We start from the raw sequence: 17,661 nt of genomic DNA, 5'->3' as shown, positions 1-17,661 counted from the left end.
TAGTTTTTACATGGTTCAAAACAATTCACCCACGATATGCTGTATTTACGTAAGTATAGCAAATATTTATGAATACTTTGTTAATTACAAGGCTGATTAATTCATCCCATGAAGAATTGAGAAAATGATGCATTGATTGAAGAATAATTACTGTTGAAAGAAAAAAGAGAGGATGCTGCAAGCTTCGTCTTGCAGCATCCTCTTTATCTACACGTTGATATATAGGAACTAGATTCCCATATCTTACTCCCCAAATCCTTATATTAAACTAACTACTAGCTAGCCTTCTGCGCTGTCATAACTCCAACAATTTTAATAGTATTTCTCGCTACAAATACTGTCTTAACTCCCTTTTGCTGAAGTTCTTCAGCTCTCCTAAAAAGATCCTCTGGACCTGTGCATATAATGATTTCACCTATCGCCATTTCTCATGCCTCCCCTTGGCGTATTTTAATGCTTGTTGTTTGCGCCGCAGCGCAATTTGTTAACAACCGAACGTCTTTAATGATAGTACCAAATCCATTGTTTGTCCATTGCTAAAATGTGAACAAATTGTGAATTCTGCTTAATCGTTTTCACTAATTGATTTTTTTAGGGTTAAATAGAAATAGCTGCAAAATATATTCAGCAAAAGCTGTGAATTTGAGATTATAATTAAGAAGAGCCTCTATCATTTTGTATGACAGAGGCTCATTTTTTTACAAACTGGAATTATTATAAGTTCATGCCCGCATTTTTTTGTCGCGTTTTTCTTTCTTTAATCATTTGCTTGTACTGTGCCAAGCTCATCATTTTCTTTGGGCGCTTTGTGTATTTGATTTTAAGTTCCTCTGGCTTGTACATCTTCATGATGCCAGTGTATGTGATAAGTGAGCCGTCAGACTTTGTAACACATCGTCTGTTTATATGGATATGATAGTTTGAAACCGAACCGTTAATGATAAGCTCTGCAATGCCTTTATCATCGGTGATTTCACCACTCTTAACCTTTGCCTGAAAGGTGTAAATATCCATAATCATGCTGGCTTTATCTTGAATTTTCTTTTGAGCCTCTTTAGCAGCCTGGATAGTCTCCTGATCTGGGGCTTCTATTGTAAATCTATTACCCATTTCCTTATTCCTCAAAAACTTCAGTCATTTTATCACAATTTAGCCACAATTTAAAGATGCACAATTATCCTTTAATTCTTCCAATCAAATAACATGCTCCAAATAGTATGCAGTCCACCGCCACAATTGTGGAACCTACTGGTGTTCCTGCCAGTATAGAAATAATGATTCCTACAAGTGCACAAATCATTGATGATACTGCCGAAAAGATTGTTACACTTTTAAAACTCTTCAAAATGCTCATAGCCGACAATGCAGGAAATATTACCAAAGCAGATATTAGTAAAGAGCCTACCAAATTCATTGCAAGAACGATTATTACAGCAATTACTGTGGCAATAAGCAGATTGTAAAGATTTACCTTTGTACCTACCGCATTAGCAAAATTCTCATCGAATGTAACTGCAAAAATCCTGTTGTAAAACAATATGAAAATCAAAATCACTATAACAGCAAGGATTCCACATGCCCACACATCAGCCTGTGTAAGAGTAAGTATGGATGTTGAGCCAAAAAGTGTTGAGCATACATCACCAGATATATTAGCTGATGAAGGGAAAAGGTTCATAATCAAATAACCAAAGGCAAGAGCTCCAACAGAAAGCATGGCTATTGCTGCATCGCCTTTGATTTTTGCGTTTTGGCCCTTTCTTAGCAAAAGGATAGCAAACAGAATTGTCAGCGGAAGCACAATAATCATCTTGTTTGTAAGCTGAAGAACTGTTGCTATAGCAAGTGCGCCAAATGCTACGTGTGATAATCCATCTCCAATAAATGAATATCTTTTAAGAACAAGTGTAACTCCAAGAAGAGATGAACATAGGGCGATAAGCACGCCTACGATTAACGCATATCTTACGAATGGGAATCCCATATACAAAATAAGTTTATCTAACATGACATTCCCTCCATATCATTAACATTTAAAATACGAGTTGCGTAGTCTTTTACAGCAACCATGTCGTGGCTAATCATGATAATTGTAAGCCCCTCATCGTTAAGCTGCTTTATAAGCTGATACATTTCCTCTGTAACAATAGGATCAAGACCAGCTACTGGCTCATCTAAAAGTAACACTCGCTTTGTAGCACAAAGCGCTCTTGCAAGAAGTACTCGCTGTTGCTGCCCTCCTGAAAGCTCTCTATAGCATCTGTCCTTTAAATCTTCAATGCCCATTCTTTTAATATTTTCCATAGCCAAGGCTTTATGCTCCTTAGAGTAGAAAAACCTTTTCTTTAGGCTATTCTGGCAACCCGAAAGGACAATCTCAAATACCGAAGCAGGGAAATCCCTTTGAACTACTGACTGCTGTGGCAAATAGCCGATTTCATTTTGAATAAGACCATCCCCAAACTCAATGCTACCGGAAATAGGACTTTGAAGCCCCAGCATAGTCTTCATCATTGTAGACTTTCCAGAACCATTCTCCCCGATAATACAGAAGTAATCTCCTGCATTAATCTCGAAATTAATATCTGAAAGAACTGCCTGACCTTCATAGCCAACGCATAAACTTCTTGCTGTTAAAAGTGCCATATTGCCTCCTAATTTAGCCCCTGACTAAGTATATCCAAATTTCCTTCCATCACTGAAAGATATGTCACCCCTGCATTTACGTCATCCATAGTTGTGGACTGTAGCGAATCAAGGGTAAGAATCTGAGCATCCTTAGCTGTTGTGTTTTCAATAATAGTCTTAGCTATTTTTTGATCTGAGTTTTCTATCGTAAATACGGTATTAAGATTAAGCTCATCAACCTTTCCTGCAAGGAATGTGACAGTTTCAAAGCTTGCCTCTGTCTCTGCTGAGCAACCAACAAATGCTGCATAATAATCAAGGCCATAATCATCTACCAAATATCTAAATGGGAAACGGTCTCCAAATAGAACTGTTTTTACTGAAGCTTCATCGATAGTAGCCTGATATTTTTCATCAAGGGCAGCAAGCTCATCGATGTAAGCAGATGCATTGGCAGCATAAGTATCTGCGTTGTCTGCATCTACTGTAGCAATAGCCTGTTCGATAGCATCAACAAGAACCTGGGCATTCTTAAGTGAGAGCCATACGTGCTCGTCGTATTCAACCTCTTCCTCTTCGCCTTCTTCAGCTTCTGCCTCTTCCTCTTCTTCAGCCATCATGCCTTCTACAACTTCCTCTTCCTTAACAGATTCTCCAAGAGATTCAAGAAGATTTACAACCTGCATATCCTTATTAGTAGCCTCTGAAAGTGCATCCCCGACCCACTCATCAGACTCGCCGCCAACATAAACAAACACATCGCAGGTAGCGATTTTCATGATGTCCTCGGCAGTTGGCTGATAGTTGTGAAGATCTACACCATTATCAAGAAGCATTGTAATTTCTACATTGTCATTATCACCCACGATTTCTCTTACCCAATCGTATTCTGGGAAAATAGTGGTTACTACAGATATCTTATTCTCTGAAGTTGTATTATTTACTGATGAATTATTGTCTGTACTTGCACCACATCCTGTAAAAGCCGAAACTCCAAGTGTTGTTGCTGCAAGCATAGCGATTATCTTATTAGTTTTCATTATTTATTTCTCCATTCTTAAAAAATTTTACCAAAACAGAACCTGCATTGTGTTAAATGCAGAGTGAAAGGCAGTATTTTTCAAGAATCCATTCTTACCTTTTGGGAAATCAATGTAGCCTGAATAGACTCAAAAGAATAGTCCTGGAAAGCTTCTGTTAAAAGCTTATGTATGAATAGGACTACCGCAGCAACTATCAAGCCTGTACCGAATGTTTTGAGAGCATTCTCACATTGTTCCAAAATAGAACAAACAGGACAGTGATTGCTGTCTTCACAGTGATGTGATACGTGCTCAGAAATATAAATATTAGAAAAGAACATCATAAATAAAGCAGCTGCGATAGCTACTGTAGCAATTATGATACTTTGAAAATTGCTGTTTTTCATGATTGCCCCTTTCCTAATTAGATAACTCTAACCAAATATCACTGTCATGATACTTATTACTAGATACTTTGTCAATTTGCAAAACTCCACATTAAAAGGCCTAAATTAAAAGAAAAGTTTTGTTATTATTTCTTGACATATGAGTAGCTGTTCAAATTAAAGAATTAGTTGTTAGAATATTCACACAACTGCTATTATTTTATGATATTATACTAATAGGATTTTTTGAGCGAAAACTAGAATTTAATGAGAGGAGGCTCTTTTTATGTACGACTACGTAGCAATAGAACGTAAATATGGTAGTGGTGGTCATGAGATTGCAGATAAGCTTGCAAAGAAGCTTGGATATCAGCTTTACGATCGAGGGGTTGTTGTTGAGACCTGCAAGCGAATGGGACTTCCTTATGATCAGGTGTCTGGAATGGACGAGCAGACTCCTGTAAAAGCTCTTTTTAAGGCTTCAGGAACTGACAATACTTCCATGGAAGAAAAAATCTATAATACTGAGGTAGAAATCATTAAAGAAGCTGCCGAAAAGCCTGGCTGCGTTTTTGTTGGTCGTTGCGCAAGCGAAATTCTAAAAGACAAACAATGCCTTAAGGTTTTCATTACCGCAGATGATTCTTACCGCATGAAACGTGCAATTAACGTGGAAAATATTGAAGCCGACAAGGCTGAAGATGTAATGAAACGTTTTGACAAAAAGCGTGAGAAATTCTTTACCACTCATTCTGGATATAAATGGGGCTCCACAGACTACTTCGATATAGTGCTTAATGTAAGCGAACTAGATGAAGAAGCCTGTGTTGCAATGCTTGAAGCATTAGTTAAGTTTTAAATATGCATCAATTCCACATTTTAATCTATCAAGGCCATCCTGTAGGGTGGCCTTTGTGCATGCCACATTCATACGAAGGAAATTGGCGCCTGTGCCACCGTAAGCTGTACCAGCTGACAGGTAAAGACCTGTTTCTTTTCTGATAAAGGCAGCAAGTTTATCACTTGATACTCCTATAGTTGAAACATCAATCCACAAGAGATATGTAGCATCTCCTCGTACCACATGAAGCTGTGGAATGTTTGCATCCACATATTCTTCTACAATACGTCTGTTTTCAAAGAGATATTCTCTGATTTCATCAAGCCACTGCTCTCCCTTAGTGAAAGCAGCAACTGCCGCATGAGCTGCAAATACATTTGGCTCTGCAACTTCGTCTGTATTTATTCCTCGCCATACCTTGTGACGAAGGAATTTATTTGGAACAAAAATAGCTGCTGTCTGAATTCCAGGGATGCTGAATGTCTTTGTAGGAGCGATGCAAGTGATACTGATGTCCTTGCATGTTTCTGACACCGAAGCAAATGGAACATACTCCTTGCCTGGTGCTGTCAAGTCACAGTGGATTTCATCTGATACCACGGTAACCCCATACTTCTTTGCAAGCTCTCCTACCTTGGCCAAATCTTCCTTTGACCAAATCTTACTAACCGGGTTGTGAGGGTTGCAAAGAACCATAAGACTAGCCTGTGGATCAGACATTTTCTTTTCAAGATCCTCAAAATCCATTGAATACACACCGTTTTCATACTTCAACGGATTTTCAAGGACTCTGCATCCATTATTTACAATGCTATTGAAAAAGATATTGTAGACTGGAGTCTGAATAATCACCTTTTCATTTGGAGTAGTAAGCTTTCGTACAATTGATGAAAGTGCAGGAATTACTCCTGTGCAGAACATCAGCCAGTCTTTTTCAATTTTAAGACCATGGCGACGGTCCCACCATGAAATATAAGCCTGATACCAGTCGTCATCCACATCAGTGTATCCAAACACACCATGTGCCACACGCTGCTGAAGTGCCTCAATTATTTCTGGGGCTGTCTGAAAGTCCATGTCTGCAACCCACATAGGCAGCTCATTTTCCTTCACGTCCCATTTCATGGAATCTGTACCGCGTCTATCTATCTCAACATCAAAATTATATTTACCCATAATTATCCTAAACCCTGTCATATTCAAAATCTTCGCTATGCTCGATTTTAAATATGAGCTCTCCACTCTACGATTTCTTCCTTTTTACCTACTGCCTGGCATTTGATTGTAGTCTTTTCAGGATCAACGAAATCCTTCTCTACAATTAATGTTTCAATCTCAGGTGCTGAAATAGTACCGCTGATTGGGTTAAATACGCTGTCAATCTTGTTTGTAATTTCTGCATCGATATTCTTTGCATACTCAAATGAAAGTGTAGTATTGATAAGCTTACAGTTTTTCATTGTAAGATTGTCGATGTAGCAAAGTCCCTGGAGACTCTCGATTGTACAATTTACAAAAGTAAGATTCTTAGCATTCCATCCAAGGTACTCACCGCAGATGTATGAATCATATACAGTAACATTCTCTGTATTCCAGAATGCATCCTTTGAAAGGATAACTGAATTTCTGATAGTGATATTCTTGCCACCATCAAATGAATAGTTACCATCAAGTCTGAGATTATCAATTTCGATGTTCTCAGAGTTCATAGCAAAGTAATGTCCCTTTGCTGTAACATCCTTAAGATTGATGTTCTTACACATCCAGAATGTCTCTTCTGCATTTGTAAGGTCTACATTATCAAGTGTTACTCCATCACATCTTCTGAAATTCTTTGGAGCTGTGATAAGAGAATTCTTGATTTCGATATTGTTTGTGTACCATACACCAGAACGAGCCATCTCGAACCAGTTACAGTTTTCTACCTTTACATTGTTTGAATACCAGATTGGATACTTCCACTTAAACTGAGAGTGGTATACCTCTATATTCTTGCTTTCCTTTAATGGTGACTCGCCCTCATCAAAGATTGAATCATAAATAACAGCATCCTCAGCTGCATAGAGAGCTCTTTCACCCTTGAAAAATTCCTGTCTATATTCCTTCATATTGCTATAACCTCCGAATTCATACTTATAATACTTCCTAAAGTTAACTTTAGGTCAAGGTATGTTTTCAATTTTATTCACGACATATATTCTAACACCTAAATTTGATTTTGTAAAATTAAATAGCGCGTCTTGATGTTAAAATTCTGTTAAATATCATTATAAGATTGATAATTCCGTCGGTAAGTAACACGATTCCAAGAAATACCATATACCATCCCAAAGTATCCTTTGGCGCTACCAAAATGAATCCTCCCAATATAATGAGGATAGAAATTTCAGCTATAAGCTTTATCTTTTCGCCACGTCTTTCTTTCTTTTCTGTTCTCTCACAAAGATTTCTGAAAGCAATGGCATTGCGGTAGGCCCAAGCTAAAAATGATACGCCAATTACTGCACTACCTATCAAGAAAATGGCATCTTCTTTTACAAGAAGCATAGCGTATACACCAACCATTCCAAGACATATATATACTCTCGCAGATTCTTCCTGAAGATTCCACTTCGCCTTGTATAAATGCCTGATGGTAACGGCTATCTCAAACACAATTACTGCAAACAGCGCCAAGCTAATGGCTGTCTGTAAAATATATTCTGGAATAATAAATAAAACTCCACTACACAGAATCATTCCCAAATAAGGAAGCCAATCCTTCTTTTTTATTTCTTCCTTAATCTTTTTTGCCTTCTTTTCATCTGGCGCTTTATCTAAAGCTGCTGTAATAGGCAGTTTCCAGAAAGTCTTTACAGTCTCTTTATCAAGAGCTAAAAGCTCAATCAAAATCTTTTCTATGGCAAAAGGTCCCTTCGCCACTACCTGACTGGTTGTTTTAATGCCTGCCTTATCGATAGCATTAAATAGGTCGTTAACAAAGCTTGTCCGCTTAGTATTGTTAACACTTTCAATCCACTGATTAAGAACCTGATTTATAAAAACACATCCCGGATCAAATCCATCACTAAAAAAGGCATGTCCATGATCAACTGCCCAGGATGTAGGGTCATGCTGCATGACGCCTTCATTTGTGCTCTTTACAATTACCTGTGGGATATCGTGTTCCTCAAACAGCTGTCCAAAGATAGAATACTCCGGAACATATCTGGTTGCTTTATCTTTTATTTTTGAAACACAGGATTTATCGCATACTTCCGGACAAAGACCTGGGCCATCATTCAGATACACATGCTCTATCCACTTTTGATATTCGTCTGAAATATGGGTAGAAGCATAAAGCGCAAGATTGGCACCTTTGCTGTGACCTGACACTATTACCTGATGTTTTTCATCGAAGGCTTCTTCCAAATAAGCTAAGGCTTTCTTTTGTGCCTCAGTCTCAGTAAAGCTTATCATGAAATCTTCCTTCCAGCCTGCCATGGTATCGTCCGTTCCACGGTATGCTATGAATCTGATTTCATCAGTTAAATCAAAGGTCATGGCTGAAAACTGAGCAGATATTGATTCATCAAATACATCATCATGCTTCACTAAAAGCATTTCTCCGTATCTTTTAGAATCGGCAGCCAAAGTAACAATTTCTTCCTTGCCGTAGAATGTGCCCTGAATTCCAGTTCTTGCCATTACTTCATAGACAACATCCCTAAAAGCCCTAGGCTTATCAAGCTTTACATCCTCTAGTATCAGATATGCAAGCTTGCAAAGGATAAAATTGTCCACCTCTGTAAGTGGCTTCTCCTGAAATGAGTAGTCTTTGTACCATTTTATATAATCGATTACGTTATCCATATCATGCTCCACAGATTATAAAAAAATAATAGTCACTATAAAAATAGTAACTATTACTTTTCCCAAATACAATAAAGCAAATATTAAATTTTTGAAAACTTTTTGTTACTGAAGGTTTTCATAATAATCCATATAAATATCCTTATTCACTGGTGTGTAAACCATGTAGGATTCTTTACCATAAATTAGTGATGCAGGAATCTCCCATGGCTTGCCGTAGTAATAGCAGTCCGCCACCAGCTTTCCATCTGCAATAATCTGTGCCACATCAAATTCCATATTAATAGAAACTAGTCCTTCTGAACTATCCACAGATAGCTTTTTGCATAAAAGCTCTTTTCCACCACATACTGAAAACTCCTCTGGATAATCCAGCTCAGGTGTATAAACACTGTCCTCAATTTTAAGATTTGTGTGGCATATTCCCTTGTTGATATTTCTTTCAACATAGACTTTTCCATCCACTTTTCGCAAATATAGAGCCACTTCCCATGGGATAGTGACTATAGTTAAATCTCCTACCTGGTTATGGCTTACATGGGTAGAATCATCCACCGCAATCACCTTTCCATCCACAGAATACTCAGGCTTTACACCAGGCACTGCTGCAAAGAACAATGTGTTATCGTCTTTGCAAAGCAATTGAGCTGTGGCATAGTCTATATTATGATTTGAAAATGATAGATTAAATGGCAGAATAAATGCCACATCACCTTTTACATCAAACTGTGGGAACTTTACACTTCCAGTGTCTATCACTACATCCTTAATATCATTTAGCTTCAAGCTTCTCTGATGATGATTTATAAACACAAAACCACTGTGTCCATCAGTACGCATAGCATATCTTAGGCTATCTGCATCATCAGCTTCCACAAAAGTCTGGCTTCCTACATGCTCCATTGGTGCCAGAATATCACCAAAATCATTTATAAACATATGGAGCAAATTACAAAGTCTGTATTGATCCCTGACCTGGCCATACTGACCAATGCAAGTCATGAAATCGTAATTCAAGATTGCATAATCATTAGGATATCCCGTAGCCTTACTTTCATGTAATGCGGAAAGTGCACCAAGCTTGTTGGTGCCGCCATGATACATGTAGTAGCCCACCAGATTGTTGCCACAACCTAGCTTTACCAAGCTAAGTGCATAGGCATCCATTGGTGCCACATAAGGCCTACGTATATACGAAGTAGGAAGTCCACTGCCCAGCTCACATGTGGCAAATGGATAGTCCTCGTAAGGAAGTCTCCAGCCCTCGTCATCTGTTTCATTAATCAAATCTACACCTATGGCAGCATCATTTCTGATGGTATTAAATGTGAAATGATGTGATGGCGGAAGTGCCTCTGTGTGGGCTAGCCATGGAGCATCCACATATGCGCCAAACACTGGCAGAAATTCCTTTACTGGGAACTTTGCTCCGTACAATCTATCCCATCCTGTCACTGTCCAAAGAGGCACATCAAATCCAATTTCAGTGGCAATTTCCTTGAGCTTTCCTAAGTGCTCACACTGATCTACAAGCTCATTTTCAATCTGAATACCTATAATAGGACCACCGTCTTTGAAGAAAAGTCCCTGCACCTGCTCATAAATCTTTGAATACCAAACTCTAACACATTCCAAATATCCAGGGTCATTTGTTCTCAGCTTGTAGCCCTTTTTCAAAAGCCAATCAGGGAAACCACCATTTCTAACCTCTCCATGGGCCCATGGCCCAATCCTTAGCATCACAGTAAGACCCAGTTTTTGGCACAGCTCTACAAAATATCGCAGATCTCTATCCCCAGTAAAATCATACTGCCCTTCTATCTCCTCGTGATATATCCAAAACACATAGAAAGCCACCGTTGTAATTCCGCCAGCCTTCATCTTGGCCAGCTCCATCTCCCAATCACTACGAGGATATCGCACAAAGTGAAACTCCCCCATTATTCCAATCCAAGGCTTACCATCCTTCTCAAGGTACAAGCTATTTACCTGATAGCTACTTCCATCTGCTCTAACCTGCCCCAAATTGAGATGATTACGTTTTATCTCAGCCTTCTTATACTCCTTAAACCCGTATTCCATTTTCCTTCTCCCTAAATATGAATGTTCACACTTACTGCTCTGTTTGAAAATCTTTTAACTTGTCATAGTATGACTTATACCTATAAACGGTACGTTTGCTGATTTTACATATATTTTCAATCTCTACTATTGTTTTTCCACTCTCATATGCAGCTACAAATTCTTTATAGCCTTTCATCCATTTTTCATCATGAACCTTTCGTCCCACAGGTTTTCTTTCTTTTAAATTTGCCAATTCCTGCTTAAGCAAAAAATTTTCTTTTTCTAATTCATCTATTCTTTCTAATGCTTGCTCTAATGTATATTTTCCCATTAAAATCCTCCGGTTGACAAACCAAACATCCCATTTTAAAATGTATTCAAGAAATGGGTTTTTTGCCGAGTAAAGTCTTATGACTCCAAAGGGTTGCTCGTTTCTTTTTTTATATCAATAATATCATATAAATATTTTTTCCCATCATTGGAATGTCTTATTAATAAACTTGCATGGTAAACATTGTATCCTATTAGCTCATTTTCTTTATATAACGGAATTGCAAATCTTGAATCATATCTATACCAACCATATTTTGCATTCCATTGATGTTTTGTAGCGGTATTGTTTCGAAAATGTTTTCCAGTGGCAATTTCTATCAACTCTGGTATTCCCTGTGCTACATTAGCCTTAGCTTTTTTATTTGCCCCTTTCAAACCTTTTGTATAATTAGAGTGAGCAAATTCATCTGGCAAATCTGCCCCAACATATATTTGATCACCCGTCTCAATTATTGAGTAAAAATCTCCTATATATCTCTTCAGATAAGTCTCTACTTCATCCCAATCAATGGACTTTTTGCCTTTAAAAATAATATCATTAATCATTACAATATCATTTCCATCAACATCTTTAATGACAAATACATTTCTATTCTTTTTATTTTCCACCAATTTGTGCCTTTCTATTTTTGACACTATAATATTCTTAGGCAGCCGTTGTGTCAATATATATTTGTCACAATGTAAGCTTTTATACTATACAATAAAAAAATACTCTTATGGCTTGCCATAAGAGTATTTTCCTTTTTAAAATCTTTGTTTAGTTTTCATCAACGTACTTTTGGATGTTGCTTGCGTTAGCATAACGCTTAACATCATCGCCGTTAACTACTACAAGAGTAGGTGCCTGCATAACGCCATATTTCTTTGTCATATCTACCTGTTCCTCAGCATCTACAAGGATGTAATCCTCATCTTCAAGGATTTCCTTTGCTCTAGCGCAGTTTGGACATGTCTTTGTAGTGAATAGGTATTTAACGCCTGTTGTTGGCTCCTCTGAAACTACCTCAAGGTTGATTTCAGGCTGCTCAGCCTTTGCTGCCTGCTTTTCTCCAGCACGGCGGCATATAGAACCTGCAATATCGTAAAGCTTACGGTTCTTGTACTCCTGAGCCTTTCCTTCGTTCCAGTTCTGTACTGGACGATAGTAACCAGTGATACGGCTGTAAACCTCTGCTGTCTTGCCACAGTGTGGGCATGTGTAGTGCTCACCAGCGATGTAGCCATGATCCTTACATACTGAGTATGTTGGAGACAATGTGTAGTATGGAAGCTTGTAGTTTTCAGCAATCTTACGTACAAGATTTGCTGCTGATTCCCATGTAGGAAGCTTCTCACCAATAAATGCATGGAATACTGTTCCAGATGTATAAAGTGTCTGGAGCTCATCCTGAACATCAAGAGCATCAAAGATGTCTGATGTGTACTCTACTGGCATGTGTGAGCTGTTTGTATAGAATGGTGTGTCACCTTCTTTACCTGCTGTAATGATATCTGGGAACTGCTCTCTATCATGCTTTGCAAAGCGGTATGTTGTAGACTCAGCTGGTGTAGCCTCAAGGTTGTAAAGGTCGCCGTACATCTCCTGATAATCAGAAAGACGCTCACGCATGTGATTAAGGACATCCTTTGCAAACTCCTGTGTCTTCTTGCTAGTCATATCTGCACGAAGCCAGTTTGCATTAAGACCTACTTCGTTCATACCAATAAGACCGATTGTAGAGAAGTGGTTGTTGAAAGTTCCAAGGTATCTCTTTGTGTATGGGTATAATCCCTCATCAAGAAGCTTTGTGATAACGCCACGCTTAATCTTAAGTGAACGCGCGCTGATATCCATAAGCTTGTCTAATCTAGCATAGAAATCTGCCTCATCCTTTGCCTGGTACGCAATACGAGGAAGATTGATTGTAACTACACCTACAGAACCTGTGCTCTCGCCTGAGCCAAAGAATCCACCTGACTTCTTGCGAAGCTCACGAAGATCAAGACGAAGACGGCAGCACATAGAACGAACATCGCTTGGCTCCATATCGGAATTGATGTAGTTGCTGAAGTATGGAGTACCATACTTTGCAGTCATTTCGAATAATAGTCTGTTGTTTTCTGTGTCAGACCAATCGAAATCACGAGTGATAGAGTATGTAGGGATTGGATACTGGAATCCACGACCGTTAGCATCGCCTTCGATCATGATTTCAAGGAATGCCTTGTTAACCATGTCCATTTCCTTCTTGCAGTCCTTATACTTGAAATCCTGCTCTTTTCCACCAACGATAGCTGGAAGCTCTGCCAAGTCGTTTGGTACTGTCCAATCAAGAGTGATATTTGAGAATGGTGCCTGTGTACCCCAACGTGATGGAGTGTTTACACCGTATATAAATGCCTCAAGGCACTTTTTAACTTCCTGATATGAAAGGTTGTCTGTCTTAACAAATGGTGCAAGATATGTATCAAATGATGAGAATGCCTGAGCACCAGCCCACTCATTCTGCATGATACCAAGGAAGTTTACCATCTGATTGCAAAGTACTGAAAGGTGCTTTGCTGGAGCAGATGTAATCTTTCCTGTGATTCCACCTAAGCCCTCCTGAATAAGCTGCTTAAGTGACCAACCTGCACAATAACCTGTAAGCATTGAAAGATCATGAATGTGGATATCTGCATTGCGGTGTGCCTGTGCAATTTCCTCATCATAAATCTCTGAAAGCCAGTAATTAGCTGTGATTGCACCAGAGTTTGAAAGAATAAGACCACCTACAGAATATGTAACTGTGGAATTTTCCTTAACTCTCCAGTCCTCAACCTTAACATAGCTATCTACAACGTTCTTGTAATCGAGAACTGTAGATTTCATGTTGCGCATCTTTTCACGCTGTTTTCTGTAAAGAATATATGCCTTAGCAACATCTGTATATCCAGTCTGCTCAAGTACGTTTTCTACTGAGTCCTGAATATCCTCCACCGAGATCTTGCTTTCTTTAATTTTGTTCTGGAAATCAGCCGATACTCTAAGCGACAATAATCCGATAATATCGTCGTTGTATTCCTTTCCAGTAGCTTCAAAAGCCTTTGCTATCGCATCATTAATTTTGCCTAAATTGAATTCTGCGACTTGACCATCTCTTTTTACAACATCAAACAATTCTACTCACCAAATATTCCTTTCTCTAGTATCCTTATAATGTCAAAAAAAGGACTCCCCCTTCACCTTCTTTCAAGGCATTTTCGACTTGGTTATATGTTATCAAAATATAGGGTGAGATTCAATTTAAAAAGACTAGATATTGTGCTTTTCGTCATAATTACCTAAATTGGTTCCAAGAATTTGATTATTTTCTAAGTAGAATCACGTTTCAACACACACAATATTTGGTATTTTAACACAAAATGGACACACCATATATAGTGTGCCCATTTTACGTATTTTATCTTGTCTCCAAGAATATTAACTCTTTTGATGCCTCTTCATCATTTGGATAACTCTCAAGATATTGTGTCAACACATCCTTAGCTTCTGAGTATCTTTCCAGCTTTTCAAGTGCTGCAACCTGTCCCTTCATAAGTTCAGACATATTGTCTATTGAATCCAGACTCAACCCTGCCTGATAGTATCCTAAGGCGTTTTCATAGTTGCCATTTGTCATCTCAATATCGCCTAATGCTGCAAGAGCGCTGCTGGTAACTTCATCTGATGCAGCATACTCTTCTAACAGAGTCTGTGCTGAATCATAGTCCCCAGAATCCTGATATAGCTTTGCCAGATAAAGCTTTGCTTCTATTACATCTTTATCAACTGCTGCCTGAAGGTATTCCTGAGCATCAGCGGTTTGACCAAGCATGTAGTATATTCGGCCTTTGTAGTATTTTGCATTGGCTGATTTATCAGATACATCCAAAGCATTGTTTAAATAAACCAATCCCTGATCCGTGTAACCTAAAGAATTAAGGTTTTCATAAATCTGTATATATAATAGGTAATTCTTTTCATCAATGGCTACAGCAGCATCATAATCTGTGATGGCCTCTCCGATTTCCCCTTCTGTTGCATAAATGCTTCCTCTAAGGAAGTAGGCCTCGTAATTATCGCAGTCATATTTGATAAGGTAAGTGTAAGTCTTTACTGCATCGTCAAATGAACCTGCGGAGAACTGAGCTGCTGCTTTGTAATAGTTAATGTCTATCTCTAAATCAGTAACCTTACCAATGGATTTGGCAAGCGCCTGGTCGAAAAGGGTGATGGCTTCTTCGTAGTTTCCTGCATCCATCTGCTCAATTCCCTGATCTCTCAAGTCGATTTCAGACTGGCTATATTTACCACATCCTGCAAAGGATGCTGTCATTATTAAAGTTAGTAATACACATAGAATTCTTTTTCTCATAGCATCCATTTTAACAAAGATGAACCCCTTTGGGTAGGTTATCCTTGCAACAACTTTTTACCATATGTATAATTCTAGTTATTAACTGACGAAATAATATTTTTGGTAAAAGGAGCATACATTATTGGATACACACCTGTTAATTAGACTGATAATTCTCATATTATTGTTAGTCCTTTCCGCTTTCTTTTCATCAGCTGAAACAGCACTAACAACAGTAAATAAAATCAAACTGAAAACTATGGCAGACGATGGCAATAAAAAAGCCGCCAGGGTTTTAAATGTTGTCACCCGTCCTAAAAAAATGTTATCTGCCATACTAATAGGAAATAATATTGTTAACCTGTCAGCATCTTCCCTTGCAACAACCCTCGCAATAGACATATTTGGCAGTGTCGGAGCAGGAATCGCTACAGGTATTCTTACATTATTAATATTGATATTCGGCGAAATCACTCCAAAGTCTATAGCAACTATTAATTCCACATCCCTCAGTCTTCTATTCGCACCTATAATCAGTGGACTGATGTGGTTGCTTACTCCAGTTATTATAATAATTAATTTCCTGGCAGGACTTTGTATAAAGCTTTTTGGAATTGATCCAGATTTCAAGGATGACACTATAACTGAGGATGAGCTTAGAATAATGGTAGATGCCAGCCATCAAAGTGGTGAAATCGAAGGTGACGAACGCACCATGATTCATAAGGTGTTCGACTTCTCTGATGCTTGTGCAAAGGAGGTTATGATTCCACGTATCGACATGACTATGGTTGACGCTGATATTTCTTATGAAGATTTAATATCAGTATTCAAGGAGGACATGTTTACACGACTTCCTGTTTGCGAGCCAGACAGTGAAAAGATTATAGGCATGGTAAATATGAAGGATTTCCTTGGGCTTGTTCCAGGTGATAACTTCTCTGTCAGAAATTACCTTCGTGATGTTTACTTTACTTATGAAATGAAAAACGTATCTGATCTTTTCGATGAGATGCGTGAAGAATCTACAACAGTCTCCATTGTTTTGGATGAATATGGTGATTTATCCGGCATGATTACCATGGAAGACTTGTTGGAAGAAATTGTTGGCGAGATTCGTGACGAGTACGATGAAGATGAGGAAGACCCAATCGTACGTCTAAACGATAGAGAATACCAGGTTCTCGGTTCAATGAATCTAGAAGATTTATGTAATATAATTCCTCTAGGCTTTACAAGCGAAGACTATGATACCATCGGCGGATACATAGTTGGAGCCTTCGATCATTTTCCAAACGCCGGTGAAACCTACGTATCAGAAAATGGCACCATAGTTCGCGTGCTTGCAGTTGATAAGAAGCGTATCACAAAGCTTAGAATCAAATTACCTTATCAAGATACTGCTCCGCAAGAATAGTTACATTGATTATTAGACCCAGACTAGCTACAGTTTGAAAGATTTCTTTCATTCTGCGTGCTGGTTTTAGGGTCTTTTTTTCTACTGCATCATTTCTTGCAAGTTTTCTGTCACGGAATTCCTCATCTACAACAACACATTCATAATCCAGAACAATGAACAAAACTACTCCAATTGTATTAACAACAATAAATATAAACAGGGTAATATTTAGTCTACTCCTAAAATATAACGCCAAATTTGCAATCATAAAAATTGTCTTTTCAATTATGTAGATAAGCCTGTTAGTATTTAAATGTTCTTGCAGCTTTTTTCTGGAAGTTATCCACAATTCCAATTGCTCTCGAAAATACTCCAACGTATCTTGGGTCAATTTTCTATCCTTGCTATTTATAAGATACCCATTTAATAGTCTAACAGGTTCACAATATAAAGCTTTCGTCATATATCTAAATCCGCTATTGGGGTTTTGTAGACTCAAAGCCTTAAAAAGCAACCTCTGTAATGCCTTGCAGGATGCGGTATTCAAGTAGCATTCCTGAAGTAAGCTATCCCTTTGCACCTTTCTTTCCATTAAATAAAGCATTCTATTGAAATATAGCTGTTTCATGCGAAAAGCCTTATTACTTCTGTGTTTATGGCAAATGGCAGCAAGTATAGAAATAGCCTCTACACCTATCCATAAAGCAAAACAAAGCCTTAAATTATTAAGTTCCATAGTATTATTGGGATATGAATGAAATAAATGAAAAAGCGA

The 17,661-nt window shown here is 38.2% G+C and carries 17 protein-coding genes; 2 read left to right on the top strand and 15 right to left on the bottom strand.

Features of this window, described 5'->3' with window-relative positions:
* Nucleotides 1-275 precede the first annotated feature (275 nt).
* The 6 genes from BMY66_RS13840 to BMY66_RS11725 form a co-directional block, all read right to left on the bottom strand.
* A complete protein-coding gene (locus tag BMY66_RS13840) occupies nt 276-425 on the bottom strand; it encodes a hypothetical protein (RefSeq protein WP_167541192.1) in 150 nt (49 codons plus the stop codon).
* Between the two features lie 289 nt (nt 426-714).
* On the bottom strand, nt 715-1,110 hold the full coding sequence (locus BMY66_RS11745) for a hypothetical protein (protein ID WP_090395299.1): 396 nt from the start codon (nt 1,108-1,110) through the stop codon (nt 715-717).
* Between the two features lie 64 nt (nt 1,111-1,174).
* On the bottom strand, nt 1,175-2,008 hold the full coding sequence (locus BMY66_RS11740) for a metal ABC transporter permease (RefSeq protein WP_090395298.1): 834 nt from the start codon (nt 2,006-2,008) through the stop codon (nt 1,175-1,177).
* Complete coding sequence (locus BMY66_RS11735) at nt 2,002-2,646, bottom strand: metal ABC transporter ATP-binding protein (RefSeq protein ID WP_090395297.1); 645 nt, start codon at nt 2,644-2,646, stop codon at nt 2,002-2,004. The genes BMY66_RS11740 and BMY66_RS11735 overlap by 7 nt, the downstream gene beginning before the upstream one ends.
* Before the next feature lie 8 nt (nt 2,647-2,654).
* Entirely contained in the window at nt 2,655-3,668 is a 1,014-nt protein-coding gene (locus BMY66_RS11730) for a metal ABC transporter substrate-binding protein (protein ID WP_090395296.1), read from the bottom strand.
* Nucleotides 3,669-3,748: 80 nt separating this feature from the next.
* Complete coding sequence (locus BMY66_RS11725) at nt 3,749-4,057, bottom strand: hypothetical protein (RefSeq protein ID WP_090395295.1); 309 nt, start codon at nt 4,055-4,057, stop codon at nt 3,749-3,751.
* Nucleotides 4,058-4,322: 265 nt separating this feature from the next.
* Here BMY66_RS11725 and BMY66_RS11720 point away from each other — a divergent pair, with 265 nt between their 5' ends.
* Nucleotides 4,323-4,895 (top strand): cytidylate kinase-like family protein, encoded by a 573-nt coding sequence (locus BMY66_RS11720; protein ID WP_090395294.1) that lies wholly within the window; start codon nt 4,323-4,325, stop codon nt 4,893-4,895.
* Here BMY66_RS11720 and BMY66_RS11715 read toward each other — a convergent pair.
* The 8 genes from BMY66_RS11715 to BMY66_RS11680 form a co-directional block, all read right to left on the bottom strand.
* Complete coding sequence (locus BMY66_RS11715) at nt 4,881-6,053, bottom strand: MalY/PatB family protein (protein ID WP_090395293.1); 1,173 nt, start codon at nt 6,051-6,053, stop codon at nt 4,881-4,883. The genes BMY66_RS11720 and BMY66_RS11715 overlap by 15 nt on opposite strands.
* Nucleotides 6,054-6,100: 47 nt before the next feature.
* Complete coding sequence (locus BMY66_RS11710) at nt 6,101-6,985, bottom strand: DUF3737 family protein (protein ID WP_090395292.1); 885 nt, start codon at nt 6,983-6,985, stop codon at nt 6,101-6,103.
* Between the two features lie 118 nt (nt 6,986-7,103).
* Nucleotides 7,104-8,729 carry an Mbeg1-like protein gene (locus BMY66_RS11705; RefSeq protein ID WP_090395291.1) on the bottom strand — a complete coding sequence of 542 codons (1,626 nt, stop codon included), beginning with the start codon at nt 8,727-8,729 and terminating at the stop codon, nt 7,104-7,106.
* Nucleotides 8,730-8,834: 105 nt separating this feature from the next.
* Nucleotides 8,835-10,811 (bottom strand): beta-galactosidase, encoded by a 1,977-nt coding sequence (locus BMY66_RS11700; protein ID WP_090395290.1) that lies wholly within the window; start codon nt 10,809-10,811, stop codon nt 8,835-8,837.
* A 31-nt stretch (nt 10,812-10,842) separates the two neighbouring features.
* Nucleotides 10,843-11,124 (bottom strand): helix-turn-helix domain-containing protein, encoded by a 282-nt coding sequence (locus BMY66_RS11695; RefSeq protein ID WP_090395289.1) that lies wholly within the window; start codon nt 11,122-11,124, stop codon nt 10,843-10,845.
* A 77-nt stretch (nt 11,125-11,201) separates the two neighbouring features.
* The gene (locus BMY66_RS11690; RefSeq protein ID WP_242942716.1) at nt 11,202-11,762 is read right to left on the bottom strand and encodes a hypothetical protein; all 561 of its coding nucleotides are present in this window, start codon (nt 11,760-11,762) and stop codon (nt 11,202-11,204) included.
* A gap of 124 nt (nt 11,763-11,886) precedes the next feature.
* Nucleotides 11,887-14,268, bottom strand: coding sequence for a ribonucleoside triphosphate reductase (locus tag BMY66_RS11685; RefSeq protein ID WP_090395288.1), 2,382 nt, complete (start codon nt 14,266-14,268; stop codon nt 11,887-11,889).
* Between the two features lie 283 nt (nt 14,269-14,551).
* Entirely contained in the window at nt 14,552-15,505 is a 954-nt protein-coding gene (locus tag BMY66_RS11680) for a tetratricopeptide repeat protein (protein WP_044936237.1), read from the bottom strand.
* Nucleotides 15,506-15,629: 124 nt separating this feature from the next.
* Between BMY66_RS11680 and BMY66_RS11675 the strand changes: the two genes are divergently transcribed.
* The gene (locus BMY66_RS11675) at nt 15,630-16,904 is read left to right on the top strand and encodes an HlyC/CorC family transporter (protein WP_090395287.1); all 1,275 of its coding nucleotides are present in this window, start codon (nt 15,630-15,632) and stop codon (nt 16,902-16,904) included.
* Here BMY66_RS11675 and BMY66_RS11670 read toward each other — a convergent pair.
* On the bottom strand, nt 16,867-17,622 hold the full coding sequence (locus tag BMY66_RS11670; protein WP_143064539.1) for a hypothetical protein: 756 nt from the start codon (nt 17,620-17,622) through the stop codon (nt 16,867-16,869). The genes BMY66_RS11675 and BMY66_RS11670 overlap by 38 nt on opposite strands.
* Nucleotides 17,623-17,661: the final 39 nt, after the last annotated feature.

Source organism: Pseudobutyrivibrio sp. C4 (genome assembly GCF_900111635.1).
GTDB lineage: Bacteria > Bacillota > Clostridia > Lachnospirales > Lachnospiraceae > Pseudobutyrivibrio > Pseudobutyrivibrio ruminis.
Note: the sequence above shows the minus strand (reverse complement) of the source record. Positions and strands in the feature narration are given on the sequence as shown.

Bases quoted from the DNA above. Each gene is read 5' to 3' on its own strand.
- BMY66_RS11735 (WP_090395297.1), bottom strand. From the start codon at position 2,646: ATGGCACTTTTAACAGCAAGAAGTTTATGCGTTGGCTATGAAGGTCAG.
- BMY66_RS11705 (WP_090395291.1), bottom strand. From the start codon at position 8,729: ATGGATAACGTAATCGATTATATAAAATGGTACAAAGACTACTCATTT.
- BMY66_RS11695 (WP_090395289.1), bottom strand. From the start codon at position 11,124: ATGGGAAAATATACATTAGAGCAAGCATTAGAAAGAATAGATGAATTA.
- BMY66_RS11670 (WP_143064539.1), bottom strand. From the start codon at position 17,622: ATGGAACTTAATAATTTAAGGCTTTGTTTTGCTTTATGGATAGGTGTA.
- BMY66_RS11745 (WP_090395299.1), bottom strand. From the start codon at position 1,110: ATGGGTAATAGATTTACAATAGAAGCCCCAGATCAGGAGACTATCCAG.
- BMY66_RS11730 (WP_090395296.1), bottom strand. From the start codon at position 3,668: ATGAAAACTAATAAGATAATCGCTATGCTTGCAGCAACAACACTTGGA.
- BMY66_RS11680 (WP_044936237.1), bottom strand. From the start codon at position 15,505: ATGAGAAAAAGAATTCTATGTGTATTACTAACTTTAATAATGACAGCA.
- BMY66_RS11725 (WP_090395295.1), bottom strand. From the start codon at position 4,057: ATGAAAAACAGCAATTTTCAAAGTATCATAATTGCTACAGTAGCTATC.
- BMY66_RS11715 (WP_090395293.1), bottom strand. From the start codon at position 6,053: ATGGGTAAATATAATTTTGATGTTGAGATAGATAGACGCGGTACAGAT.
- BMY66_RS11700 (WP_090395290.1), bottom strand. From the start codon at position 10,811: ATGGAATACGGGTTTAAGGAGTATAAGAAGGCTGAGATAAAACGTAAT.
- BMY66_RS11710 (WP_090395292.1), bottom strand. From the start codon at position 6,985: ATGAAGGAATATAGACAGGAATTTTTCAAGGGTGAAAGAGCTCTCTAT.
- BMY66_RS11740 (WP_090395298.1), bottom strand. From the start codon at position 2,008: ATGTTAGATAAACTTATTTTGTATATGGGATTCCCATTCGTAAGATAT.
- BMY66_RS11720 (WP_090395294.1), top strand. From the start codon at position 4,323: ATGTACGACTACGTAGCAATAGAACGTAAATATGGTAGTGGTGGTCAT.
- BMY66_RS13840 (WP_167541192.1), bottom strand. From the start codon at position 425: ATGGCGATAGGTGAAATCATTATATGCACAGGTCCAGAGGATCTTTTT.